The sequence below is a fragment of the Thalassospira sp. B30-1 genome (genome assembly GCF_015767575.1).
GTDB lineage: Bacteria > Pseudomonadota > Alphaproteobacteria > Rhodospirillales > Thalassospiraceae > Thalassospira > Thalassospira xiamenensis.
Window position 1 is genome coordinate 2,695,614 of sequence record NZ_CP065232.1, and the last position, 25,840, is coordinate 2,721,453.

Here is a 25,840-nt window from a genome sequence, read left to right on the forward strand (position 1 = left end):
AGCCCTTTCAGCCCAACAAGATGACTGATACCTTTTTACGCCATGACTGATCCCCAGCTAGATGCCCTGTTCGCACCCCTCGAAGAAAACCACGGTGGCAACACTGAAATGGTGCTCGAACGGACTCCGCCTCATAACTTCGAGGCAGAGGCAGCACTGCTTGGCGCCATCCTGAACAATAACGCCGCTTACGAACGCGTTTCAGATATACTGCGTCCCGAACATTTCGCGGACGCCCGCCATGGCCGTATTTTTGAAGCCTGCGGCAAATTGATCGAACGCGGTCAGCTAGCCAACCCGGTGACCCTGTCGGCGTTCTTTCGGCAGGACGAACATCTGGCTGAAATCGGTGGCGCGCAATATCTGGCCGAACTGTCAAACAACCTTGTCTCGGTTATCAATGCCGGCGATTACGGCAAACTGGTATACGACCTGTATCTGCGCCGCGAACTGATTGAAATCGGCGAAGACACCGTCAACGAAGCCTATCGCTACGAAATCGAAACTGACGCCGCCAACCAGATCGAGAAAGCCGAACAGAAACTTTTCTCTCTGGCGACGGCGGGTGCTGCTGAATCCGGTTTCGTTGCATTCGGCCCTGCCCTGACCAAGGCATACGAAAACATTGAACACGCCTATAAAAATGCCGGAAAGGTTGTTGGTGTAACCACTGGCCTGCGCGATATCGACCGTAAGCTTGGCGGTCTGCACGCTTCTGACTTGCTGATCCTTGCCGGACGTCCATCAATGGGTAAAACCGCGCTTGCAATGAACGTGGCATTTAACGCCGCCATTGCATCGCATCAGAACCGAAAAACCGGTGCCGAGGCGGGCGACGAACTCAAGACCGGCGCTGTCGCGGTTTTTTCGCTCGAGATGGCGGCAGAACAGCTGGCTGGGCGACTTCTGTCCCAGGCGGCCGAGGTTTCGGGCGACAACATGCGCCGCGGCGATTTGAACGAAGACGATTTCCAGCGTCTTGTGGTTGCCACTCAGGAACTCAATACCGTTCCGCTTTATATCGATGATACGCCGGCTCTTCCGGTTTCGACCCTGCGCACACGTTGCCGCCGCCTGAAACGTCAGCACGGCCTTGCGATGATCGTCGTCGATTACCTGCAACTTCTGGCACCGCCAACCAACTTCCGCGGCGATGGCCGCGTACAGGAAGTTTCCGAAATCACCCGGATGCTAAAGGCAATCGCCAAGGAACTCGAAGTTCCGGTTCTAGCCCTGTCGCAGCTTTCACGTGCCGTCGAACAGCGCGAAGACAAACGTCCGCAGTTGTCGGATTTGCGTGAATCGGGCTCGATCGAGCAGGACGCCGACGTTGTGATGTTCATTTACCGTGAACAATATTATCTCGAACGTGCAGAACCGGCACAACGTCCGGAAGAAGCTACCGACAAGTTCGGCGAACGTTACTCCCAGTGGCAGGATCGCCTGAATCACGTCTATAACACCGCAGAAGTCATTATCGCTAAACAGCGTCACGGCCCGGTGGGCAACGTACGCCTGTTCTTTGACGGGAACTACACCAAGTTTGGCGACCTTGACCATATCGAAGAAGAATATGAATAGGCCTTGAGCCTGAAACCGAAACGGACTCCACGGGGTATTGCGAATGAGCGTTCTTCCCGCCGCCGGCCGTGCTGCTGAGTGTGCCGAACTTCAGATCAATCTGAAGGCGATTGCTGACAACTACCAGATCATCAAGAAACGCTACAAAGGGCGGACTTGTGGCGCGGTTGTCAAAGCAGATGCATATGGCCTTGGCGCACAAACCATTGTGCCTGTTCTCAAAAAGCAGGGTTGTCGTCTTTTCTTTGTCGCACAGGCAAACGAAGCAGCCGACCTGTTCCCGCTTCTGCGTGGCGGCGGTCGCATTGCGGTTCTCAATGGCGTTCTGCCCGGTGACGAAGAATTCTTTATCGAAAATGACGTCATTCCGGTGCTTAATGACCTAGGTCAGATCGAACGCTGGTCAAATCTTTGCCGTGAACATGAACGCCCCGCACCGGCCTTCATTCATCTTGATACCGGGATGAACCGTTTGGGTCTTGCCCCGCGCGAGATCGGCGAACTGGTGGATCGTTATTCGTCTCTTTTATACGGCTTCGAAAAAGCGGGATATATGACCCACCCGGTCGCCGCCGACGAGCTTGAAAATCCGGTCACGGCCGAACAGTACGAACTGTTCATGAAATGGTATCGCCGCCTGCCGCCTGCTCCGCGCGGTTTCTGCAATTCCTCGGCGATTTTCCGTAACAACGATTATCACCTCGAATTCTGCCGTCCGGGCTTTGCGCTTTGGGGTGGAAACCCGACCCCCGAAACCACCAACCCGATGCGTCCGGTGGTAAAACTGACCGCAAAGGTACTTCAGGTGCGTCAGATCGTCGCTGGCGAGGCGGTTGGTTATGGCAGCACCTGGCGCGCGGAACGAGCCAGCCGCATTGCGACAGTTGCCGTTGGTTATGCCGATGGATGGCTGCGTTCGCTTTCGAATTCAGGAAAACTGCGCATCAAAGGGCATGAAGTCCCGTATGTCGGACGGGTTTCGATGGATGCAATCAGTATTGATATCACCGATCTTCCGGGCAAGCCGTTGCAGCCGGGCGATATGATTCCGTTGATTGATGACAAAATGACAGTTGACGACATCGCAAGTGCTGCGGGTACAATCGGTTATGAAATACTGACTTCTCTTGGACATCGCTATCGGCGGGTCTATACAGAAAGCTGACTTGAAGAAATCGGCCAACAGTCAATGACTGGCCTGCAACAGGGGAAATAATAATTCCAATGCCGATCTTTGCGCCGGTTGGCCGTATGTTCCTTGCCTTTTTGGCTCTCGTTGGTCGCGTAACGGTATTTGCCGGGCGCACCATTGGCCATATGGTAACGCCGCCATTCTATTTCCGACTGATTTTCAAACAGATGCGCGAGATTGGCTATTTCTCGTTGCCGGTCGTCGCCATGACGACCCTGTTTGCCGGGATGGTTCTGGCCCTGCAATCCTATTCAGGCTTTTCACGCTTTTCTGCCGAAAGTGCGGTTGCCACGGTTGTCGTCATTTCGATGACCCGCGAACTGGGCCCGGTTTTGGCCGGCCTGATGGTGGCCGGTCGTGTCGGGGCGGCGATTGCGGCTGAAATCGGTACCATGCGCGTCACCGAACAGATCGACGCATTGGTGACCCTGTCGACCAACCCGTTCAAATATCTGGTGGTCCCACGTGTCATTGCCGGGCTGCTGACCCTGCCCGTGCTGGTCCTGATCGGGGATATCATCGGGGTGCTGGGCGGATATCTTGTCGGGGTGAACAAGCTCGGCTTCAATGACGGTTCCTATATCCGCAACACCTTCCAGTATCTTGAACAGCTTGATGTGGTTTCGGGTCTGGTCAAGGCGGCGGTCTTCGGCTTCCTGATCACGCTTATGGGTTGCTATCACGGATATCATTCGCGTGGTGGCGCACAAGGCGTCGGGCAAGCCACAACCAATGCTGTGGTTTCAAGCTCTATCCTGATTCTGATATCGAACTACATCGTCACCGAACTTTTCTTCACACGCTAAGGTCGGGATATGAGCGACACAGCCAAAATCTCGCTTCGTGATGTACACAAGTCCTTTGGCCCCAAAAAGGTGCTCCAGGGGGTCAATCTTGATGTCGGCCCGGGAGAATCCGTTGCCATCATCGGCGGCTCTGGTACTGGTAAGTCCGTTACACTGAAATGCGTTCTGGGTTTGCTGACACCTGAACAAGGATCCATCAAGGTCAACGGTGTTGAAATGGTCGGGGCATCGCAGTCCGCCCGTGAAGACATGCTTGATCATACCGGCATGCTGTTTCAGGGGGCCGCGTTGTTTGACTCCCTGCCTGTTTGGGAAAATGTCGCCTTCGGTCTGATCGAAGGCCGCGGCATGAAACGCAAACAGGCCCGTGACATTGCCATAGCAAGACTTTCCGATGTCGGCCTTGGCCCCGAAGTCGCCAATATGTCCCCGGCATCTCTTTCGGGCGGCATGCAAAAACGTGTCGGCTTGGCACGCGCCATTGCCACCGAACCGGAAATCCTGTTTTTTGATGAACCGACCACTGGCATCGACCCGATCATGGGTGACGTGATCAATGATCTGATCGTCAAATGCACCCGCGAGCTTGGTGCCTGTGCGATGACCATCACCCATGACATGGCAAGCGCGCGCAAAATCGCTGATCGCGTTGCCATGCTGTATCAGGGCAAGATCATCTGGGATGGTCCGGTTTCTGAAATCGACAATGCCGATAACCCCTATTTGCAACAGTTCGTTTCGGGTGATATCGAAGGTCCGCTGGATCTTGATCTGAAGCATCTCTGATCAAGATCAGCCCCTTCGCCTGTTTCGTTCCATCCTCATGCGCGGAGCCACCTGTGGCCAAAACCCAAAGTCGTTTCATCTGCCAGAATTGCGGTGCAGAATACCGGAAATGGACCGGACGTTGCGATGCCTGCGGCGAATGGAATTCGATCGAGGAAGAACGCATTGAAGCCAGCCCCAAGGCAACCGGTGGCATCGCGACCGGGTCGAAGGGCAAACAGCTTGATTTCGTCGCCCTTGAAGGTGAAAGTGCAAGCCCGCCTCGTATTATAACCGGCATTGCCGAACTTGACCGTGCGGTTGGTGGCGGTCTTGTTCCTGGCTCTGCCCTTTTGGTTGGCGGCGATCCTGGGATCGGTAAATCAACGATCCTGTTGCAGGCCGTTGGCGTCCTGTCGGCCAGACATAAATGCGCCTATATCTCCGGCGAGGAAGCGATTGATCAGGTACGCATGCGTGCCGCCCGTCTTGGACTTGAAAAATCAAAGGTCGATTTTGCCGCCGCAACCAGCCTGCGCGATATCATTGCGACACTGGATCAAAGTTCACATGAAGTCGTGGTCATCGATTCCATTCAAACGATGTATGCCGATACGCTCGACAGTGCCCCGGGTACTGTATCGCAGGTCCGCGCCTGTGCACTTGAACTGATCCGCCTTGCCAAGCGCAAGGGTTTTGCCGTGATCCTTGTCGGTCACGTCACCAAGGAAGGCCAGATTGCCGGTCCCCGTGTTCTGGAACACATGGTCGACACGGTTCTATATTTCGAAGGCGAACGCGGCCATCAGTTCCGCATTCTGCGCGCGGTTAAAAACCGTTTTGGTGCGACCGATGAAATTGGCGTGTTTGAAATGGGCGATGCGGGCCTTGTCGAAGTCCCGAACCCGTCCGCCCTTTTCCTTGCCGACCGTGAAGCCCCGGTATCGGGCACCGCCGTGTTTGCCGGACTTGAAGGCACCCGCCCGATGCTGGTGGAAATTCAGGCGCTGGTTGCGCAATCAGCACTCGCCACGCCACGTCGGGCGGTTGTCGGCTGGGATTCGGCCCGTATGAACATGATCCTTGCGGTTCTGGATGCGCGCTGTGGCTTACCACTTAGCCAATTTGACGTTTACCTGAACGTTGCCGGTGGTATGCGTGTGGGCGAACCCGCCGCCGACCTTGCCGTGGCGGCTGCCCTTATATCTGCCGTCGCAGATGCGCCGGTTCCTGCCGAAACCGTTATTGTCGGCGAAGTCGGCCTTTCGGGCGAAGTCCGCCCTGTCGGTCAAATCGAATCACGCCTTAAAGAAGCCGCCAAACTCGGCTTTGTAAATGCCTATAGCCCGCGAACCGGTGGCAACGGCAAGAAGAAGATCACGATCAAGGGCCTTAACCAGCGTGAAATCGGCCATCTTCAGGATTTGGTAAATCTCTTCGGCGATGATGTTCGTGACAAGGTGCGTCCGCGCGAAGGCATGTATTGATCGTTGCCCGGCTTTTTTGTGCGCTTACTGCGAACTGACTGACCAACAGGATTTACGAAATTATGGACTTTTCCAGCCTGCCCGATCTTGGTGCACGGGACGTATTCGATCTGGTGATAGTAGGCATTGTCCTGATCTCCGGTCTGTTTGCATTTTTCCGCGGCTTTATCCATGAAACCCTGTCGATGATGGGCTGGGTCGGAGCTGGTATTTGCGCATTGTATGGTTATCCGGTCGCGCGCCCCTATGTGCGTGATCTGATTCCTTCCGAACTGATTGCCGATCTGGCCACCGGGGTTGGCTTGTTTCTGATAAGCTTCCTTATATTTTCCTTCATCAGCGGGCGTATTGGTCGTGCCGTTCAGAATTCCGGTCTTGATAGCCTCGATAGCACGCTTGGCTTTGTCTTCGGGCTTCTGCGTGGCGGGCTTATCGCCTGTATCGGCTTTCTGGCTCTGTCATGGCTTTTGCCGGCAACCTCGCAGCCAGACTGGGTTCGAGACGCCCGTACCCGCCCGGTTCTAGAAGAAGGTGCGTTTCTGCTGATGCGCGCAATGCCCAATGAAATCTTTGACACAACCGCCGAAGAAATGGCCCGTGCGCAACGTGATGCGGAAATCAACGACCAGACATACCGTCAACTTCTGGGTCCTGAGCCAAAAGGTGCTGGACCCAAGCCCCTAAACGGGTATACAAGGCCCTCGCGCGATGATTTGGATCGTCTGATTGAGGCGACCACCAACGAGTGAGGCGATAGGGTTTCGCATGGGTGCGGTATCCTGCGCCACCGGCGAGAGAGCGGAACCCACTCATGCTGACCACCAATCCATTTGACGACGACAAGCTGCGTGAAGAATGCGGTGTTTTCGGTGTTTTCGGATCGCCCGATGCGGCGGCCCTGACGGCCCTTGGCCTGCATGCGCTTCAGCATCGCGGACAGGAAGCCGCCGGCATCGTTTCCTATGACGGCGAAGATTTCCCTGCGCACCGGGCATCCGGTCAGGTCGGCGATATCTTCGGTTCTGAAGACGTAATAAAAAGCCTGCAAGGCCACCGTGCCATCGGCCATGTGCGCTATTCCACGGCCGGGGGCAAAGGCCTTCGCAACGTGCAGCCACTCTTTGCAGATTTCGAATTCGGCGGTCTGGCGATTGCCCATAACGGAAACCTGACCAACGCACTTGCCGTGCGGGAGCGTCTTGTAAAACGTGGTTCGATCTTCCAGTCGACCTCGGATACCGAAACATTCATTCATCTGATCGCAACCAGCCTGTATGAAAAAATCGTGGATCGCCTGATTGATGCCATTCGTCAGGTCGAAGGCGCATACAGCCTTGTGGTCATGACCCAGAAAAAGCTGATCGGTGTACGTGATCCCTTGGGTGTACGTCCGCTGGTTCTGGGCAAGCTGAATGACAGCTATATTCTGTCATCGGAAACGGTTGGCCTTGATATCGTTGGCGCGGAATTCATTCGCGACGTCGAGCCGGGCGAAATCGTTGAAATCACGGATGACGGCCTCAAATCGATCAAGCCGTTCAAACCGGTCAAATCGCGTTTCTGCATTTTCGAACATGTCTATTTCGCCCGCCCCGACAGCATCGTCGAAGGCACAAGCGTTTATGACGTGCGCAAAAATATCGGTCGCGAACTGGCACTGGAATCCGGTGTTGATGCCGATGTGGTCGTACCGATCCCCGATTCAGGTGTCCCGTCCGCGCTTGGCTATGCCGAGGCAAGTGGCGTCCCGTTCGAACTGGGCATCATCCGCAACCACTATGTCGGTCGTACCTTCATCGAGCCGACCGATCAGATCCGCCACCTTGGCGTGAAGCTGAAACACAACGCCAACCCCGGCAAGCTTAAGGGCAAACGCGTTATTCTGGTCGACGATTCCATTGTTCGCGGTACCACCTCGACCAAGATTGTCGATCTGGTCCGTCAGGCTGGTGCTGCCGAAGTGCATATGCGCATCGCAAGCCCGCCGACCACCAATCCGTGCTTCTATGGAGTTGATACACCGTCGAAGGAAAAACTGATGGCGGCCAATCACGACATCGAAAGCATGGCAAAGATCATTGGTGTCGACAGCCTTGCCTTTGTCACCATTGACGGCCTTTATCGCGCAGCCGGTCTCACGGGACGCGACAATGACAGTCCGGCCTTCTGCGATGCCTGCTTCACCGGTGATTATCCGATCCGTCTGGTCGATCATCAGGCCGAAAACAAGGACCGCAAACTTAGCCAGCTTGTCGAAAGGCAGTCCGCATGAGTGATGCTAAGCGCCTTGAAGGCCGCGTTGCCCTGATCACAGGGGCCTCGCACGGGATCGGTCGCGCGGTCGCAAAACGTTTTGCTGCCGAAGGTGCCACTGTTATTGCGCTGGGTCGTAATGTCGGTGCGCTCGAAGAACTTGATGATGAAATCCGGGCTGATGGCGGCAAACTTGTTTTGCTGCCCATGGATTTGACCATGTATGAAAAGATCGATGCCATGGGAGCATCGATCTATGAACGCTTTGGCAAGCTTGATATCGTCGTTGGCAATGCCGGTCTTCTGGGGGAACTTGCCCCGGTCGGCCATATCGATACACAGGTTTTTGAAAACACTTATGCGACGAATGTCACGGCGAATTTTCGCCTGATCCGCAGTGTCGATAAACTTCTGCGTCTTTCCGATGCCGGTAGAGCGATCTTTGTGACCTCGAATGCCTCGTCCAAGGGACGTGCTTTCTGGGGCCTTTATGCGTCGACCAAGGCCGCGCTGGAAAGTCTGGTGCTGTCCTATGCCCAGGAAGTCGAAGAAACGCCCCTGCGTGTTAATCTGGTCAATCCGGGCCGCATCCGCACAAAGATGCGCGCAGAGGCCTATCCGGGTGAAGACCCGGAAACCCTTCCGACAGCTGAAAGCATCACCGATGTGTTTGTCGATCTGGCCGCAACCGATTGCACAAAACATGCCGAGGTCGTCAACGCATACTAAGCCAAAGTGACCTGAAATGACAAAGGCCGGGCATATGTCCGGCCTTTTTGGTATTTGCGTAATCCGGGGACTTACTATTCAAATGTGACCGACGGACCATTATCGATGATCTCACGAATACGGTCGCTCAGATCATCCTCGGTGAAGCTTTCCTGTGCCTCTCTGTCATGCGCGAAAGCATAGATATCGGCCAGATCCTGACCGTTGAAATCAATCTGATAGCCAAGATCAGCGCGCTGCAAATGCAGCATCTCATCCGCGCCATGCCACATCCGCGCAAAAAAATCGAACGGGTTTAATGACTGATCGATATTGCTGGCATCAAACCCCGGTCCGATATCTCCGCCGACATTATTCACGGCGTGGCAAACAACACAACCACGCTCGGCAAACAGCTTTTTACCTCGCAGGGCATCCATTTCCGGATAAACAATATTAGCAGCGCCGGCGTTGGTGTCATTCTGCGCCCAAACCACACCGAAACCCCAAAATCCTACCGCCAATGCGATTCCAACGGCAAAGGATAGCCCCAAAGGGCGAGTAAAAGAAAAATGCTGGTGCATATAAAGTCCTTAGGTTGCTTGCTTGGCTCCAAACGGTGCAGCGTTGCGACTGTAAAGAAGCCTATGCCACGAGACAAGCGTATCAACGAAACTGCAAACCGTTTTGCACGACCCCATGTGCGAAAAGGAGCACCGACATCTCATCGGCCTTGTCCTGCAACGCGCCCCACTTGTTCACCGCAATAATCAACGCGTGTTTTTTCAATTCAGACGGATGTTTTCGGCGCAGAAATCCAAAAATGCCCGAACACGGGCGGGTAAATGCCCTCGCCCGCCAATATAAACGGCGTTAATATCGACACCGCCGCCGGGATAAAATTCATCCAGTAAAACCTCAAGCCTGCCATCCGCGACTTCCGCATCGATGTGGAACCTTGCAAGCCGCACGATACCGCCCCCTGCAAGGGCCAACTGACGCGCACTTTCGGCATCCGCAACGTCAAACACACCCCCCGGGGTTACCGAAACGTCCTGCCCGTTTACCCGAAACGGCCAGTCAGGAAGAACACGCTGAAAATTGTATCCGATCAATGTATGGCTTTGCAGCGCATCCACGGTCGTTGGTCGTCCGTGTTTTTCAAGATATGACGGTGAGGCGGCAATTGCCATCCGGCATTGCCCAAGCTTGCGCGCAATCAGTCCGGATGACTGTAGCGGACCACTTCGGATCGCCACATCGGCACGTTCCTCATACAGGTCCATCACCTTGTCGCTGACTGTCACGTCCAGCGTGATATCGGGATACCGTTCCCGAAACAGCGGCACCAACGGTAAAAGACGATGCAACCCGACAGGCACGTTGGCCGTTACGCGCAACCGCCCGCGCGGTGCCATTGCGGTCGCGACTTCCTGTTCTGCCTCATTAATATCCGCAATGATATCAAGCGCGCGCTCATAAAAACGCTGCCCTTCGGATGTCAGATGCAGCTTGCGGGTTGATCGATTGAACAACCGCGTTCCCAGCCGATCTTCCAACCGGCCGACAAGCTTGCTGACGGCCGATGGAGTCATGTTGAAATCTCGGGACGCAGACGAAAACCCGCCGCGTTCGACGACACGCACAAAGACTTCCATCTCTCCAGATCGGTTGGCTTCAAGTCGCGCCATATGGAATTCAACTCACAAATCTTCTTCTTAAGATACTACTAGTTGAAAATAAATCCTTTGTCCATATTCCCCCCATGAACCATTTCCAGTGAAGGAGAAAACAATGGAATACAGACAATTGGGGAATTCCGGTTTGCGTGTCCCGGCACTCAGCTTTGGGGCCGGTACCTTTGGCGGCCAGGGTCCCCTGTTCGGTGCATGGGGTACAATTGACGCCCGCGAAGCCAGCCGCATGATCGATATCAGCCTGGAAGCAGGCTTGAACATGTTCGACAGTGCCGACGTCTATTCCGACGGTGCGTCCGAACAGGTTCTGGGCGAAGCCATTAAAGGACGCCGCGACAAAATCATCCTGTCGACCAAACTGGCCTTGCCGGTTGGCGATGGCCCGAATGACTTTGGCACCTCGCGCCACCGCCTGATCATGGCAACCGATGCCGCCCTGAAACGATTGGAGACCGATTACATTGATCTGCTGCAACTTCACGCCTTTGACGCCTTCACCCCGGTCGAGGAAGTCCTGTCAACGCTGGATGACCTCGTACGCGCCGGGAAGCTGCGTTATATCGGCGTTTCAAATTTTGCCGGGTGGCAGATCATGAAATCACTCGCCGTATCTGATCACCTTGGTTACAGCCGCTATGTCGCCCATCAGGTTTACTATTCACTGGTCGGGCGCGATTACGAATGGGACCTGATGCCGCTGGCGCAGGATCAGGGACTTGGCGCACTGGTCTGGAGCCCCTTGGGCTGGGGCCGGTTGACCGGTAAAATCCGCCGCGGCACGCCGATCCCTGATGGCAGCCGCCTGCATGAAACCGCACAATTCGGCCCGCCGGTTGATGAAGACCATCTCTATGACATTGTCGATGTGCTTGATGAACTAAGTGCCGAAACCGGCAAAACCGTCCCACAGATTGCCATCAACTGGCTGCTGCACCGCCCTACGGTGGCATCTTTGATTATCGGGGCACGCAATGAACAGCAATTGCGCGACAATCTGGGTGCGGTTGGCTGGTCTCTTTCCAGCGAACAAATTGCCCGCCTTGATGCCGTCAGCAAAAGGCAACCACCCTACCCGCATTACCCTTATTACATCCAGGAAGGCTTCGCCCGACTAAACCCGCCATTATTTGCATAAGGATTACAAATACCTGCAACAGGGCCGATCACCCGGTATTGATCACAACGGATTGATCGGCTCTGTCTTGTCTTTGCCAACATCAACGGTTAGTCGGAACATCCGGTTTAATCATGCCACGGATACCCGATGCGATTTTTGCGCTGCCTCATCGTTTCTGTAATATTTACTATCACGGCACCTGCCATCGGGGGGACTGAAACGTCCCCCCTGTCGCTGATTGGCGAAAGCAGCCAGTTTGTCGAACTTGATCCAAAACGGATTGCGCGCAACACCCGATTTTATGACCGGCGAAATCAGCAGACCAGTATCACGACCTATCGCGGCAAGGTGGTACTGGTAAATTTCTGGGCCAGCTGGTGCCTGCCCTGTATGGCTGAAATGCCGTCGCTTGATCAGTTGGCCTATGACCATTCCAATGATGACCTTGTCATCATTCCGGTCTCGATAGATGAAGACGGGTTGTTGGCGGCCATTCCCTTTTACCGCCGTTTGGGCCTTGAAAATCTTGATCTTTTCGTCGATCCGAACGGCGAAACCGCTTATAGCAACCGTGACAATCCAAAGAATGCCGAGTTTGCCCTTTATGGTCTGCCGATCACATATGCCCTTGATCGTGATGGCCGTATTCTTGGCTATGTAACCGGGTTGGTCGACTGGCAGTCAGACAATGCTGCCGATTTCATTGACCGTCTTTTAGAGCCTGCCAAATAAAAACGGAGGCATTCCTGCCCCCGTTGATGCTTCTGCACTCAGGCCCTATCGTTTTTTCTTCTTGTTGCCATAGGGGTTGTCACTGCTACGCAGATAAATGCGGATCGGAACACCCGGCATGTCGAAATCCTCGCGCAGACCATTAATCAGGTAGCGCGTATAGCTTTCGGGCAGCTCGGCGGCCTTGGAGCAGTTGATAAAGAAGCTTGGTGGACGCGATTTCGCTTGGGTCATATACCGCAGACGGATACGACGGCCGGAAATAACCGGCGGCAGATGGCGTTCGGTAATGGCTTCAAGCCAGCGGTTCAGCTGCGAGGTCGGAATACGGCGGCTCCAGATATCATAGATATCAAGGACTGTCGGCATCAAGGTGTCTGTCCCGCGACCGGTAAGGGCCGAGAATGTCAGGATCGGAATACCCTTGGCCTGCGCAAAGGACGTATCAAGCTTGTCGCGCAAAGCCGACATCACACCGGATTTGTCTTTGACCGCGTCCCACTTGTTCACCGCAATGATAAGCGCACGACCTTCTTCCAGGACCATACGCGCAATCGTCAGGTCCTGTTTATCAAGCGTATTGGTCGCATCGAGCATAATGACAACCACCTGCGCATAGCGGATCACGCGCAAGGTATCGGTCACAGACAGCTTTTCAACCCGATCATCAATCTTCTTCTTGCGGCGCATTCCGGCGGTATCGACCAGACGGATCGGACGGCCTTCATAGGACCAGTCAACGGCAATCGAGTCACGGGTCAAACCAGCCTGCGGACCGGTCATTACCCGGTTTTCACCCAAAAGCTGGTTCAGAAGGGTTGATTTACCCACATTTGGACGGCCGACAATCGCAAGCTGGATTTTCGAATTGTCCTTGCGAACAACTTCTTCCTCGCCTTCATCGTCTTCGTCATATTCGATTTCAAAGGACGGGAAAGAACCATCGTCCTCGTCCATCTCGTCATCTTCGAAATCGTCATCGATGGCAGCAATATCGCCTTCCTTGCGCGCCTTGCGCTGCTTGTCGCGATATTCTTCCCAATGGGGGCGCATGATATCTATCAGCAATTCCATGCCAAGGCCATGCTCGGCTGAAATCGGCGCAACATCGCCAAGACCAAGGCCATAAGCCTCGTACAGACCTGCATCCTGATCCCTGCCCTCGTGCTTGTTGGCAATCACATAAACCGGCTTCTTGCGTTTGCGCAGCCAATCGGCAAAGTGATTGTCAAGCGGGGTCAGGCCCGCACGTGCATCGATCAGGAAAAACGCAATATCACATTCTTCAAAGGCCATTTCGCTTTGCTGGCGCATTTTGCCTTCGATTGAATCGTCAAATGCCTCTTCCAGACCGGCGGTATCGATAATATCGAAACCCATATGGCCAAGACGCGCCCTGCCATAACGGCGATCACGTGTGACGCCCGGCTGGTCATCAACCAGCGCCAGCTTCTTGCCGACCAGACGGTTAAACAAGGTCGACTTCCCGACATTGGGGCGACCGATAATGGCTACTTTCAGCGACATCTGACTTTCAGACTCATTGTTATAAAACGGCGATGTGCGCCGAGGGGCAGTTTACCCCGTTCCGGCGCACGCGCATATCAGGCAAAAGATCGGATCTTTCGCAAAAACTGTGTTCTACCTGTTAGCGATACGCGATTAGATCGGCATCCGCAGTCAGGAAGTAAAGACTGTCACCCGCAACAGAAGGCGGCAAGGTGATCGGGCCGGAAACTTCATCCTTGCCAATGATCTCGCCACTATACGGGGAAACAGTCATGATTTCGCCCTGCTCGTTTCCAACGATCAACCGGTCACCAACCAGAACCGGACCGGTCCATACCATCGGGCCTTCCTGATCTTCGGGATCGACAAAACGCGGCAAAGCAGTCACCCATTTAACCTGTCCGGTGTCTCGACGCAAGGCTATCAGGTCATTTGTGTTGGTAAGGATGAAAACATAATCGCCCGCAACCCACGGCGACTGGATGCCTCCGGCTTCCAGTTCCCAGACGCGGTACCCGGTGCGAAGGTCAATCGCAACCGTCAAACCGGCATTACTGGTGGCGATCACCAGATTATTGTCAATAACCGGAAGACCGCGAATATCGGCAATCGCCGAAACCGCATCGGTGCGACCCGCCGATGCCAGCGCATCGGACCAGATCACCTGACCGTTTTCAACACGAAGCGCGTACATTTCACCGGTCGTGTAAGCCGAAATAACAACCCCTTGATCAACCGCCGGGCTTGCTCCACCGATAAAGGAAGCACCTTCAGATGCACCGCGATGGCTCCAAAGTGTCTCGCCGGTCATTGCGTTCAGTGCGACAGTCTGGTTATCAACCGTCACAACGAACACGCGCCCGCCACGAACCGTCGGCGCGCCGCGCATCGGGGCGGTTACCTGTGAGCGCCACATCACGGTTGCACTGGGAGCATCAATCGCAATTACTTCTGCAAAGCCGGTGGTTGCATAAAGAATACCATTCTCATAGGCCAGACCGCCCCCCAGAAGCGTGCTGTCTTCGTCCTCGTCCTTCGCCAGTTCAAGCGACCAGATACGTTTGCCCGATTTGGCACTGAACGCACGAACGACGGCGTCGGCATCAATGGTAAACACCACACCCCGCGCCACAATCGCCTGATTGAGCAGAAGATTGTCATCCATCGATCCTTCGCCGATACCAACAGACCAATCCTGACGCAGCACATCGTTGTCCAGACCAACATGATGCAGGGCATGACTTGGCAGACCACCGTTCTGCGGCCAGTCTTCCATTGGCTCCGGTTCCGGCAGGATCACGCGTTGATCGCTCAATTCGGCATCCGGCTGAACCGTGCTTTCAAGTGATAGAACCGCAAGGCGTTCACCGGGAAGCGGCGGATCTTCGGATTCTCCAAGCCAGCTTGAGCATGCCGAAACGGCAACCGACATGCCCATGACGCACAAAAGGGATTTAATGTTGCGTGGTCTCAAAACCATATCCTCTGATCCAGTCCCTGTGAACAGGTTGCCTGTGCCATTCCCGCCAATCAGGCGCCAACGGCTTTCAGAATTTCACTTGCGCGGGCGCGCATGCCTGACGGTGCTTCGCTGTCATCGGCAATCTCGGTCAGCAGCGGCTTTGCTGCCTCTACCTCGCCTGCTGCGATATGAAGCATCGCGATCATTTCACGTGCCGAGTAGTACCAGGGATTTTCAGGCACAGCGATCGGTTCCAAACGCGAAACCAAATCCTTGGCATTTGATGCGTCGGCGTTGTTCATCGCAATCTGAACCACGGCAAGATCGCGATAGATCTTTTCGACGTCGCTGTTACCCGCAATTGCCTCAAGCTCGGCGACCGCGGAATCTTTCGCCCCGGCGCGAAGATAAATTGCCGCCTTCTGGAAATGACCAAGGGCGACAAAACCGGCATCGCCATCGGCAATGATCGCATCAAGCGCACCCAGTGCCGCATCCTGCTTTTCTTCACCAGCCTGTGCCAGTTCAATGGCATTTGCCATGCGCGTGCCGTTTTCGATGCGCGAATTTTCCTCGTAGCTTTTCCAGCCTTCACGTCCGGCAACACCCAGCACGATCACGGCCGCCACACCCACGATGTATTTGCCGTATTTGCGCCACAGCGCTTCATTGCGCTCGCGCTTGAGGTCTTCTTCGACTTCCTGGAAAATATCAACCACGAAAACCGCTCCAATCCGATCAAAAGAAAGCGGGCAACCTGCCCGCTTGTCAGAATTAATTCCGGCAAGGATTTAACGCGCCAGTACGCAAGGGGTCAAGTCCGCTGCACATCAGGAGCCGCCAATATCGCAATTAAATCCCGCAATGCTGTATTTCACGCGCAAAACTGCCACCCATCACGTTGTTTTTGATCCAGTGAACAACCATCAAAGGAAAGAATTGCCGCCTGCGATGCAGGATCAGACCTTAACCCGAACGAAAATCTGCCGCCAAAATCATAATCTGCCGTCCGGTTAATTGCCAAACCCGGCTGAAATGTGGCCAATCCGTCCCAACATCAAAAACAGTATCTGCTTCACCCAAAACGGCACATGGATTGCATTTGTAAATTCGGGAAACGGAATTTTAATCGCTGCCGGGCAAATACTGACCGGTCGATGCACGGAGATCAGGATGAAAAGCTTGCACAAGGCCCAAAGCCGACAAGAGGCGAAACGAATAATCCGTCAGCGCGTTCTGGCTGGATTATTCGCAACGCTGCTTGGTGCCGGGGTCTCAGGCTGCGATACCACCGCATCCGACATTGCAGGTACACACATCTTCACCGGTGTTGAATGGTATATCGCGCTCGACGTTGTCAGCATCATCAACACCGACAAAACCCTGATTGACCACGTCGTTTCCCTTTCGACTGGCCGCGATTGTTCGACCATCCGCAAGATCGATGGCAAATCATACTGCAAAAAGGACCCGGTCCCGGAACCGCCACTTTATTGCTATCGCACCTTGGCCGCCGTCAGCTGCTATCGCACACCCGATCCTTATAACACCGGTGCACAAACCGTTGACTGGCCGCCAACACGCTCACGCAGCCTGTAATCACCTCAACCAACTGAAATCACACATATATTTGTAAAAATTTTCATATCCCGGCCCTTTCAAACTTGAGGCTGCGGATAAACCGCGCTACCGTGTCATCAGAGCGTCATAAACGCCCTACCCCGGCCTTTTGAAATTACGTCCGGAGAAAGACATGGGTACATTGTTCAATCTGGCTCAGTACCGCAAAGCCAAAAGCGTTGTGCATTTCGACCGGACTGAATTGATGCAGCTCATGAACACCTATTCCAGACAAGTCGCAAGTGGCGCATGGCGCGACTATGCCATTGATCATCTTGATGGCATGGCCATGTTCTCCATCTTCCGCTCCTCACACGAAACAGCCATCTTCACCGTCATCAAACTTGGTGCGGATCACAAGAATGCCGGGCATTTCGTAGCACTTCACAGCGGTGAAAAAATAAAACAAAGCTCGGAAATCCAGAACGTTCTTGATGCCGTTGAAAAACGTGCACGCAAAGTCGTCCCGCTGTTCAAATCCCGTTAAAGATCGGTTTCGCCTTTTGCCCCTTTCCATACTTGCTTTCTTCTCGCCCAATCGCGGCAATCGCACCATCCTGTGTGGTTTTCTTGTTCTGGCGGCATATACGTTTCATGCTCCACCGGCACAGGCCGACTACACCAGTGGTTACAAGGCCTATCAGGCGGGGAATTATGAAATGGCCCGCGCACAGTGGCGCGTTGCCGCACAGGAAGACGATCCACGTGCGCAATATGCGCTTGGCCTGCTTTACTATCGCGGTCTTGCCGGACCACAGGACTACCGACAGGCGGCAGATTGGTTTGCCCTTGCAGCACGCTCTAATCATGCAAATGCAATCTATTACCTTGGGCTGATGTATTTCAATGGCTGGGGGCTACGCTATGACCAGTTCCGCGCCACAGAATTCTTTAAACGCGCTCTTCATGCCAACGGGAACAATACCGATGCCGCCTTTCTGATTGGCGAACAGTATTTTCACGGGCGTGGAGCGGAACAAAACTATGTTGAAGCCGCCCATTACTACAGGATCGCCGCCGAAAAAGGCATGCATGCCGCCCAATTCATGCTCGGCGCGATGCTGGAACGCGGCTGGGGTATAGAACAGGATTATGCAGATGCCTATTACTGGCTGCGCCGTTCAGCCCTTGGCCCACGCCCCCTGCCTCCCGGTGTCGAACTTGAAATGGATCCGGCAACGGCAATTACCAATCTTGAACCAAAGCTGCGCCTTGAAGAAATCAGACGTGTTGACAAAAGGCTACAGGAATTGGCTGTTCCCTGAACCAGAACACAAAAGGCCACCCGAAGGCGGCCTTTTGCATGATATTCGTTCCTCAAACGGGATCAGGAAAATGCTTCGTCCCAAGTACCGCGCGTTGCGGCTTTTGAATATTCCGTCGCGCGGTTTTCAAAGAAGTTGGTGTGCTCAACCGCATTCAGCATCGCATCCATCCAAGGCAACGGGTTCTGTTCAATCCCGTATTGCTCCTCAAGACCAAGCTGGCTAAGGCGACGATCAGCGATATAGCGGATGTATTTCTTGATATCTTCCGCTGTCAGGCCCTGCACCGCACCGGCTTCGAAGGACAGATCGATAAACGCATCTTCGTGACTGACGATGGTTTTGCAGGCCTCGATCAGGTCGCTGCGCATTTCGTCATCCCAGATTTCCGGGTTCTCTTTGCAGAATGTCCTAAACAGGCGGATGATGCTTTCGCAATGCAGGCTTTCATCGCGCACAGACCATGTCACGATCTGCCCCATGCCCTTCATCTTGTTAAAGCGAGGGAAATTCATCAGCATCGCAAATGAGGCAAACAGCTGCAAACCCTCGGTAAAGGCGCCAAACACCGCCAGCGTTTTGGCGATGTTCCGTTTACCCTGTGTGGTCAGACGCAGGTCACCATGCTCGTCGGTATACTCGTCTTCCGGACCAATGCCCCAGATTTGCATATAGTCGTATTTGTCCTTCATTTCCTTGTACTGGAAGAAGGCTTCATACTCGGTTTCGGGCATGCCAATGGTATCAAGAAGGTGCGAATAGGCGGCTACATGGATGGTTTCCATGTTGGAAAATGCCGCCAGCATCATCTGGACTTCGGTTGGTTTGAATACGCGCGTATAATGGCGCATATAGCAGTTATTGACCTCGATATCCGACTGAGTGAAAAAGCGGAAAATCTGCGTGAGCAGGTTGCGCTCGGCATCGGAAATCGTGTGGTTCCAATCCTTGACGTCATCGGCCAGCGGCACTTCTTCCGGCAACCAGTGAATTTGCTGCTGGGTCAGCCACGCCTCATAGGCCCACGGATAACGGAACGGCTTGTAGACCGGGTTTTCCGTCAGAAGATCAATTACTTTATCGTCAGACATATTGTCACTTCTCGCAAAATTTCTGTGTGCTAAAGCCGCTTTACTGGCAGGCGAGACATTCATCATAATCGGGTTCGCTGGATGCCTGTGCGGCGGCGGCCGCAACCAGTGCCGGGATTTCAAACGAGCTTTCCGGGCTTGGCATATCGTCATCATTCGACTTCGCACGCCCCGGAATGTTCGCAACCACCTCGGCCCGCTGGATCGATTTCGACCGGCAGTAATAAAGGCTTTTGACCCCCTTTTTCCATGCCTGGAAATGGATCTGATGCAGGTCACGTTTATGAACATTCGACGCCAGGAAGATGTTCAGTGACTGTGCCTGATCAATCATCGGCGTGCGATCACCGGCAAGTTCGATCAGCCAGCGCTGATCCAGCTCGAACGCAGTCTTGAAGATGTCCTTTTCCAGATCAGACAGGAAATCAAGATGCTGAACCGATCCTTCATGCACCGTGATGGATGTCCAGACTTCTTCATTATTCCGACCTTTTTCTTCCAGAACCTCGGCAAGATACTTGTTCCGCACGTTAAACGAGCCCGAAAGCGTCTTGTGGGTGTAGGAGTTCGCCGCCATCGGCTCGATTCCCGGCGAAGCACCGCCGCAAATGATCGAAATCGATGCGGTCGGCGCAATCGCGGTTTTGTTCGAGAAACGGGCTTTGATGCCGTATTCGGCCGCATCCGGGCATGAACCGCGTTCTTCCGCCAACTTCTCGGACGCAGCATCGGCATGCTTTTTCAAGTGATCAAAAATCTGCTTGTTCCAGACCTTGCTCATCACCCCTTCAAGCGGCACTTTCTGCGCCTGAAGGAAGGAATGGAAGCCCATCACGCCAAGACCAACCGAACGTTCACGCATCGCGGAATATTTCGCACGCGCCATGGTATCGGGCGCATGATCGATAAAGTCCTGAAGCACGTTATCAAGGAAACGCAGAATATCTTCGATGAACTGCGTGTCATCCTTCCAGGTCAGATAATGTTCAAGGTTCAGCGACGACAGGCAGCAAACAGCAGTGCGATCCCCGCCCAGATGATCCTTGCCGGTCGGCAACGTGATTTCCGAACACAGGTTCGACGTCTTAACACTAAGCCCGGCCAGCTTGTGGTGTTCCGGCACCGCACGGTTCACAGTGTCGATGAACAGCATATAGGGCTCGCCGGTTTCAACGCGCGACGTCAGCAAACGTATCCACAATGAACGTGCGCTGATCTTGCGCACAACATGCCCGTCTTTCGGCGATGTCAGTGCCCATTCTTCATCATTTTCGACCGCACGCATGAAGGCATCCGAAATCGCAACGCCCTGATGCAGGTTCGGCGTCTTACGGTTCGGGTCACCACCGGTCGGGCGGCGCATTTCGGAAAACTCTTCGATCTCTGGATGGCTGACCGGCATATAAACCGCGGCCGATCCGCGGCGCAACGATCCCTGACTGATCGCCAGTGTCAAGCTGTCCATCACGCGAATGAACGGCACTACCCCGGACGTCTTGCCATTCTTGCCGACCTTTTCCCCAATCGAACGCAGATTGCCCCAGTATGAACCGATTCCGCCGCCACGTGCCGCAAGCCAGACATTCTCTGTCCAGATATCGACAATACCGCCAAGATTATCGTCTGCCTCGTTCAGGAAGCAGGAAATCGGCAAGCCTCGCGTGGTCCCGCCATTCGACAGGATCGGAGTGGCGGGCATGAACCAAAGCTTGGAGATATAGTCATAAAGACGCTGTGCATGCGCTTCGTTGTCACCATAGTAGCTGGCAACACGCGCAAACAGATCCTGATAGCTTTCGCCTGGCATCAGATAACGGTCGTTCAAAACCGCCTTGCCAAAGTCAGTCAGCAATGCATCGCGCGAACGATCAACAATAACGCGCGCACCTTTTTCGTGCTGCACCACATCCAGCATCTTCATGCTTGTAGTCCCCTTACCTGAACGGTCGCACGTTGGCGGCGATCCGCTTCCTGTTTGTTATCTTCATCAAACGGCGTTTGCCTGATCCGGCCCCGGTTGACGGCCTGCCAGATCATGAAAAATAGCCGTTTCCAATGCCCGTTTGAAAATGGTTATGCCTGCTCAAAGCCGGATTGAAAACACAATATGTAGTGGGAATGAATAAAAAATCGTCAATTGATTGTATCAGTTCCGTTACAATCCCGGATATCCAATGATTCGCGGCAAAGGCATTTTTTACTCCCCCTGCGGTCAAGCAAAAGATCAGCAAAATTTTTGCGAACAGCTTGATCCCAAAGGTTGAGTTTGGGGTGATCAGCATCCTACAAATTCGCAAAACGCCAGTTGCGATTCCCGATTTGAATTGTCCCAAACAAAAAGCGCCCGGACAAACCGGACGCTTTTTACAGATATTCGAAACGTGCTTAGGGCAGTTTATAGGCCACCACGTAATCACCGGCCTTGGTTCCGATGGAACCGTGCCCACCAGCAACGATCAGCACATATTGTGTGCCGTCATCGGTGGTGTAGGTCATCGGCGTTGACTGCCCACCAGCAGGCAGCCGCGCCTCCCAAAGCTGTTTGCCCGTGGTGACGTCATAGGCACGGAAGTAGTTATCAACCGCCGCACCAAGGAACGCCACACCACCCTTGGTGATGATCGGACCACCGATGCCTGGCACACCAAGCTCGAACGGTAATGGCAGGGGTGTCATGTCCTCAACCGTACCGTTTTTATGCTTGTAAACAACCTCGCCAGTGCGAAGGTCCGCCCCCGCGACATAGCCCCATGGCGGAGCCTGGCACGGTACGCCAACTGGTGACAGGAATGGCCCCATATTGACTGCATAAGGCGCGCCTTCATTGCGGTTGATCCCCATCTCGCTGGCTTTTTCCGTACCGCGCGGCGGCACTTCGTCGCGTGGGATCAATTGCGATGTGAAAGCAAGATATGTCGGCATGCCGAACATGATCTGTTTTTCGGGATCAATCGCCACACTGCCCCAATTGAATGTGCCGAAATTACCGGGATAAACCAGCGTCCCTTCCAAAGAAGGCGGGGTGTAACGGCCTTCATATTTCAACTGATGGAACTGAATGCGACATGCCAGCTGATCAAACAGTGTAATGCCCCACATGTCCTTTTCCGTCAGCGGTTCGGGCATGAAGGTCAGGTCCGATACCGGCTGTGTCGGCGCCGTGAAATCCTCCGGGATCGCACCGCCAGGTGCGGGAACTTCCCTAACCGGAATGATCGGTTCGCCCGTTCGGCGATCAAGGACATAGATATCACCCTGCTTGGTCGGTCCGACAAGTGCCGGGACATTTTCACCATCGGATGTGGTGATATCGAGCAACGCGGGCTGGGCCGGAACATCCATATCCCAAAGGTCGTGATGCACCGTCTGGCGCACCCACTGGACCTGTCCGGTTTCAAGGCTAAGCGCAACGATGGATGATGAATAGGTTTCAACCTCTTCACTACGCCCCATACCCAATTGATCGGGCACCTTGTTGCCCAGCGGCACATAGATCATGCCGAGCTCCTCATCTGCGCTCGACACTGACCAGCTATTGGGTGAATTCGCGGTATAGGTCTGACCTTCGGGGATCGGTTCGGTCTGTTCCGGATTGCCAGAATCCCAGTTCCACACCAGCTCACCGCTATTGACGTCATAGGCACGAATGACACCCGACTGGGATTTGGTCGAATAATTGTCATTCACCGCACCGCCAATAATGATCTTGCCATCAGCAACAACCGGCGGCGAGGTAGAATAATAATATCCGGCCGGGTTGTAGGGCATGCCCTCTTCCAGATGGACGGTTCCCTGATCACCAAAGTCGGCGCAAATCTCGCCGTTATTAGCATCAAGGGCAATCAGTCGCGCATCCGACGTCGGCAGATACACCCTTGCGGCACACGATGCATCTGCTGACATCGCGGTATCCTGATAGAATGTCACTCCTCGGCAGGTTTGGTGCTGCCGGTCGGTATTATCGGGAACTTCCGGATCAAACCGCCATTTTTCCTGCCCGGTTTTGGCATCAATCGCCATTGCCCAGCTATGTGGCGTACACAGGTAAAGCGTGTCATTGATCTTAAGAGGCGTCACCTGATAGGTCGTTTCAGGCACGTCTTCGGACCGCCTGACATCGCCGGTCTGAAAAACCCACGCCTGTTCAAGTGTCGCAACATTATCGGTGTTGATCTGATCAAGAGGCGAATAACGTTGCCCGAACGGTGTCCGTCCATATTGATGCCAGTCACCTGCCGGAACATCGCCGCCCAGGTCAGGACTGGAAACAACCGGGCTGTCGTTTAACTGGCCCTCGATTGCATGGGGGTTATTCATCATCGAATACACCGCAACAACAATCGCCAGGACAAGGCTGCCCTCCAGCACGAACGAACGTGTTGGTTTGACTTCCGGCACTGGCTGCCCGACCAGAAGCGTCTTGCGATAGGCAGGCATGGCAAGCCAAAGGCCGATCAAGACAATCAAACCACCGCGCGGTCCCAACTGCCACCAGTCAAACCCGACTTCCCAAACGGCCCAGCCAAGGCTTGCGATCATGAAAAGTGCGTAAAACGGTAAAACGACAGGTCGTTTTGCGAATGAAAGAGCTGCGGCAATCAGAAATGCCAATCCGGCAAATGCATAATACCAGCTACCATCCAGCAAAATAAGCCAGACGCCCCCGGCACCAAGTGCCAGTCCGATCAAGGCCAGCAACCCGGATGTCAGAATATTGATCATGAGATTGTCCTCGTTGTGCGTAAAAGCGGGACATACCGACACAGCCTTTGACCACAAAATGGCAGGTTAAAGGCAGTATCGGCATTTTTTCCAGAACGCACAGACAGCAACAACGGTTCCAACCAACATCGGGAAAAATAAAAACCACCGGCCGTCAACAATCCGGTGGTTTGCAAAATGGCCGAGTTCTTTGGAAAATCTCTTAGTGATGGGTCTCGATAATGGTACCGGATTTAACAACTTCGGTGATCGTTACACCCAGGTTTTCATCCACGACAACGAGTTCCCCACGTGCCACCAACCGGTTATTGACGTAAATATCAACCGGCTCCCCCACTTTGCGATCCAGTTCAAGAACCGCACCGCGGGTCAGGCGCATCAATTGTGCAACCTGAATCTGGCTTTTGCCGATCACGGTCGATACGCGTACCGGCACATCATACGCCGCCCCGATTTCAGATGCAGCGTGACGTTTGGCAAAAGGATCGTCGTCGTTTTTAGCCATGGTAACCAGATCACCCGGATAAAATGGAAGAATCGCGAAACTCTATTCTAGAGGTTAGCTTTGAAAAAAGTGTTAGCAAGCTTATTCGCAAAATTTACGGTAGTTTTCTGTATAATAATCGCCTACATGAAGAAACCTTCAACGATCGCGTCACCAGCGCCAAACAGAAATACAGGACTTTTCATGAGCTACGATCGCCAATGGGTGGCTGATGCCATCAACATCATCGAAGCCGACTTCAACCGGTCTGCAGACACCCATCTGATCCGTCTTGATCTGCCGTCACTTGATGGCATCGGGCTTTACCTCAAGGATGAATCGACCCATCCGTCCGGCAGCCTGAAGCATCGCCTGGCGCGCTCATTGTTCCTGTATGGCCTTTGCAATGGCTGGATATCCAAAGACACCCCGATCATCGAGGCATCAAGCGGCTCCACTGCCGTGTCCGAAGCCTATTTTGCCCGCCTTCTGGGGCTTCGCTTTATTGCGGTGATGCCCAAATCAACATCGCAACAGAAAATCGATCAGATCGCCTTTTATGGCGGCGAAAGCCATCTGGTCGAACACAGCGGCCAGATTTATGCCGAATCCCAACGCCTGGCGCGGGAACTGGGCGGCCATTACATGGACCAGTTCACCTATGCCGAACGCGCAACTGACTGGCGGGGTAACAACAATATCGCCGAAAGCATCTTTGACCAGCTCAAACGCGAACCCCACCCTGTTCCGCGCTGGATCATTGTTGGTGCCGGTACGGGTGGAACATCTTCTACCATTGGTCGCTATATCCGTTACGGACAGATCCTTGGCATGGGATGCGAACTTTGCGTCGCGGATCCGGAAAACTCTGTTTTCTATGACGCTTATGAAACCGGCAAATGTGACATCACCGGGCAAAAGGCATCACGCGTCGAAGGCATCGGTCGCCCGCGCGTTGAACCAAGCTTTAATCCCAACGTCGTCGATCACATGATCCGCGTACCGGATGCCGGCAGCTTCGCCGCCCTGCAATATCTGGAAAAACATATGGGCCGTCGCTGCGGCGGGTCGACCGGCACCAACCTGATCGCCACCCTGTCACTGATCAGTCAGATGAAAAAGACCGGCGAAAGCGGATCGGTTGTTACCCTTCTGTGCGATGGCGGTGATCGCTATCGCGATACCTATTACAATCCCGACTGGATCACCAAACAGGGCATCGACCTTGACCCTTGGCATGCCGCCCTCGAAGCCTTCGATAAAACCGGTGTGTTTGAAATGCCGATGGATTGCTGCACGGCTCACTAACCATCGCCATGCGACCGCAGACAAAAAAGACGGGCGGATTT

At 54.1% G+C, this 25,840-nt stretch carries 23 protein-coding genes; 14 read left to right on the forward strand and 9 right to left on the reverse strand.

From position 1 onward, the window contains the following. The first annotated feature begins 42 nt into the window (after positions 1-42). The 8 genes from IT971_RS13005 (at position 43) to IT971_RS13040 (ending at position 8,813) form a co-directional block, all read left to right on the forward strand. Positions 43-1,581, forward strand: a complete 1,539-nt coding sequence (locus IT971_RS13005) for a replicative DNA helicase (RefSeq protein ID WP_007090358.1) — start codon at positions 43-45, stop codon at positions 1,579-1,581. Positions 1,582-1,624: 43 nt separating this feature from the next. After that, on the forward strand, positions 1,625-2,746 hold the full coding sequence (gene alr / locus IT971_RS13010; RefSeq protein ID WP_063095628.1) for an alanine racemase: 1,122 nt from the start codon (positions 1,625-1,627) through the stop codon (positions 2,744-2,746). A gap of 59 nt (positions 2,747-2,805) precedes the next feature. Further along, positions 2,806-3,579, forward strand: coding sequence for an ABC transporter permease (locus IT971_RS13015; protein WP_007090360.1), 774 nt, complete (start codon positions 2,806-2,808; stop codon positions 3,577-3,579). A 9-nt stretch (positions 3,580-3,588) separates the two neighbouring features. Beyond that, complete coding sequence (locus tag IT971_RS13020; protein ID WP_063095626.1) at positions 3,589-4,365, forward strand: ABC transporter ATP-binding protein; 777 nt, start codon at positions 3,589-3,591, stop codon at positions 4,363-4,365. Between the two features lie 53 nt (positions 4,366-4,418). Next, on the forward strand, positions 4,419-5,831 hold the full coding sequence (gene radA, locus IT971_RS13025) for a DNA repair protein RadA (protein ID WP_063095624.1): 1,413 nt from the start codon (positions 4,419-4,421) through the stop codon (positions 5,829-5,831). Positions 5,832-5,893: 62 nt separating this feature from the next. Next, entirely contained in the window at positions 5,894-6,580 is a 687-nt protein-coding gene (locus IT971_RS13030; RefSeq protein WP_063095623.1) for a CvpA family protein, read from the forward strand. Positions 6,581-6,642: 62 nt separating this feature from the next. Continuing rightward, positions 6,643-8,103, forward strand: coding sequence for an amidophosphoribosyltransferase (gene purF, locus IT971_RS13035; RefSeq protein WP_007090364.1), 1,461 nt, complete (start codon positions 6,643-6,645; stop codon positions 8,101-8,103). Continuing rightward, positions 8,100-8,813 carry an SDR family NAD(P)-dependent oxidoreductase gene (locus IT971_RS13040; RefSeq protein WP_063095622.1) on the forward strand — a complete coding sequence of 238 codons (714 nt, stop codon included), beginning with the start codon at positions 8,100-8,102 and terminating at the stop codon, positions 8,811-8,813. Before purF ends, IT971_RS13040 begins: the two co-directional genes overlap by 4 nt. 74 nt (positions 8,814-8,887) lie before the next feature. On the opposite strand, the gene IT971_RS13045 is transcribed toward IT971_RS13040, so the two are convergent. Together IT971_RS13045 and IT971_RS13050 are read right to left on the reverse strand one after the other, a co-directional pair. After that, on the reverse strand, positions 8,888-9,316 hold the full coding sequence (locus IT971_RS13045; RefSeq protein ID WP_230729418.1) for a c-type cytochrome: 429 nt from the start codon (positions 9,314-9,316) through the stop codon (positions 8,888-8,890). 261 nt (positions 9,317-9,577) lie between these two features. Then, the gene (locus IT971_RS13050) at positions 9,578-10,483 is read right to left on the reverse strand and encodes a LysR family transcriptional regulator (protein WP_063095619.1); all 906 of its coding nucleotides are present in this window, start codon (positions 10,481-10,483) and stop codon (positions 9,578-9,580) included. Between the two features lie 103 nt (positions 10,484-10,586). Between IT971_RS13050 and IT971_RS13055 the strand changes: the two genes are divergently transcribed. Beyond that, on the forward strand, positions 10,587-11,624 hold the full coding sequence (locus IT971_RS13055) for an aldo/keto reductase (RefSeq protein WP_063095617.1): 1,038 nt from the start codon (positions 10,587-10,589) through the stop codon (positions 11,622-11,624). Positions 11,625-11,753: 129 nt separating this feature from the next. Next, complete coding sequence (locus IT971_RS13060) at positions 11,754-12,338, forward strand: TlpA disulfide reductase family protein (protein WP_063095615.1); 585 nt, start codon at positions 11,754-11,756, stop codon at positions 12,336-12,338. Positions 12,339-12,383: 45 nt separating this feature from the next. On the opposite strand, the gene der is transcribed toward IT971_RS13060, so the two are convergent. From der to IT971_RS13075, 3 genes are all read right to left on the reverse strand, one after another. Then, a complete protein-coding gene (gene der, locus IT971_RS13065; protein ID WP_007090370.1) occupies positions 12,384-13,865 on the reverse strand; it encodes a ribosome biogenesis GTPase Der in 1,482 nt (493 codons plus the stop codon). 121 nt (positions 13,866-13,986) lie between these two features. Beyond that, complete coding sequence (locus tag IT971_RS13070) at positions 13,987-15,327, reverse strand: PQQ-like beta-propeller repeat protein (protein WP_065702023.1); 1,341 nt, start codon at positions 15,325-15,327, stop codon at positions 13,987-13,989. Between the two features lie 50 nt (positions 15,328-15,377). Further along, positions 15,378-16,028: a tetratricopeptide repeat protein gene (locus IT971_RS13075; RefSeq protein ID WP_007090372.1), complete on the reverse strand. Its 651-nt coding sequence runs from the start codon at positions 16,026-16,028 to the stop codon at positions 15,378-15,380. Positions 16,029-16,482: 454 nt separating this feature from the next. Between IT971_RS13075 and IT971_RS13080 the strand changes: the two genes are divergently transcribed. The 3 genes from IT971_RS13080 (at position 16,483) to IT971_RS13090 (ending at position 18,194) form a co-directional block, all read left to right on the forward strand. Then, on the forward strand, positions 16,483-16,908 hold the full coding sequence (locus IT971_RS13080) for a hypothetical protein (RefSeq protein ID WP_063095613.1): 426 nt from the start codon (positions 16,483-16,485) through the stop codon (positions 16,906-16,908). A gap of 154 nt (positions 16,909-17,062) precedes the next feature. After that, positions 17,063-17,416 carry a DUF2794 domain-containing protein gene (locus tag IT971_RS13085; RefSeq protein ID WP_063095611.1) on the forward strand — a complete coding sequence of 118 codons (354 nt, stop codon included), beginning with the start codon at positions 17,063-17,065 and terminating at the stop codon, positions 17,414-17,416. A gap of 16 nt (positions 17,417-17,432) precedes the next feature. After that, positions 17,433-18,194 (forward strand): tetratricopeptide repeat protein, encoded by a 762-nt coding sequence (locus IT971_RS13090; RefSeq protein WP_007090375.1) that lies wholly within the window; start codon positions 17,433-17,435, stop codon positions 18,192-18,194. A gap of 62 nt (positions 18,195-18,256) precedes the next feature. Here IT971_RS13090 and IT971_RS13095 read toward each other — a convergent pair whose 3' ends face one another. The 4 genes from IT971_RS13095 to fliN all read right to left on the reverse strand — a co-directional run bounded on the left by IT971_RS13095 (position 18,257) and on the right by fliN (position 24,512). Further along, complete coding sequence (locus IT971_RS13095; protein WP_063095609.1) at positions 18,257-19,285, reverse strand: ribonucleotide-diphosphate reductase subunit beta; 1,029 nt, start codon at positions 19,283-19,285, stop codon at positions 18,257-18,259. A gap of 40 nt (positions 19,286-19,325) precedes the next feature. After that, positions 19,326-21,200 carry a ribonucleoside-diphosphate reductase subunit alpha gene (locus IT971_RS13100; protein ID WP_063095883.1) on the reverse strand — a complete coding sequence of 625 codons (1,875 nt, stop codon included), beginning with the start codon at positions 21,198-21,200 and terminating at the stop codon, positions 19,326-19,328. 470 nt (positions 21,201-21,670) lie between these two features. Further along, positions 21,671-24,007 carry a glucose/quinate/shikimate family membrane-bound PQQ-dependent dehydrogenase gene (locus IT971_RS13105; protein ID WP_063095607.1) on the reverse strand — a complete coding sequence of 779 codons (2,337 nt, stop codon included), beginning with the start codon at positions 24,005-24,007 and terminating at the stop codon, positions 21,671-21,673. A gap of 202 nt (positions 24,008-24,209) precedes the next feature. Next, a complete protein-coding gene (fliN, locus tag IT971_RS13110) occupies positions 24,210-24,512 on the reverse strand; it encodes a flagellar motor switch protein FliN (protein ID WP_007090379.1) in 303 nt (100 codons plus the stop codon). A gap of 183 nt (positions 24,513-24,695) precedes the next feature. On the opposite strand from fliN, the gene IT971_RS13115 reads away from it, so the two are divergent. Beyond that, entirely contained in the window at positions 24,696-25,799 is a 1,104-nt protein-coding gene (locus tag IT971_RS13115) for a PLP-dependent cysteine synthase family protein (RefSeq protein ID WP_063095604.1), read from the forward strand. The last annotated feature ends 41 nt before the right edge of the window (positions 25,800-25,840 follow it).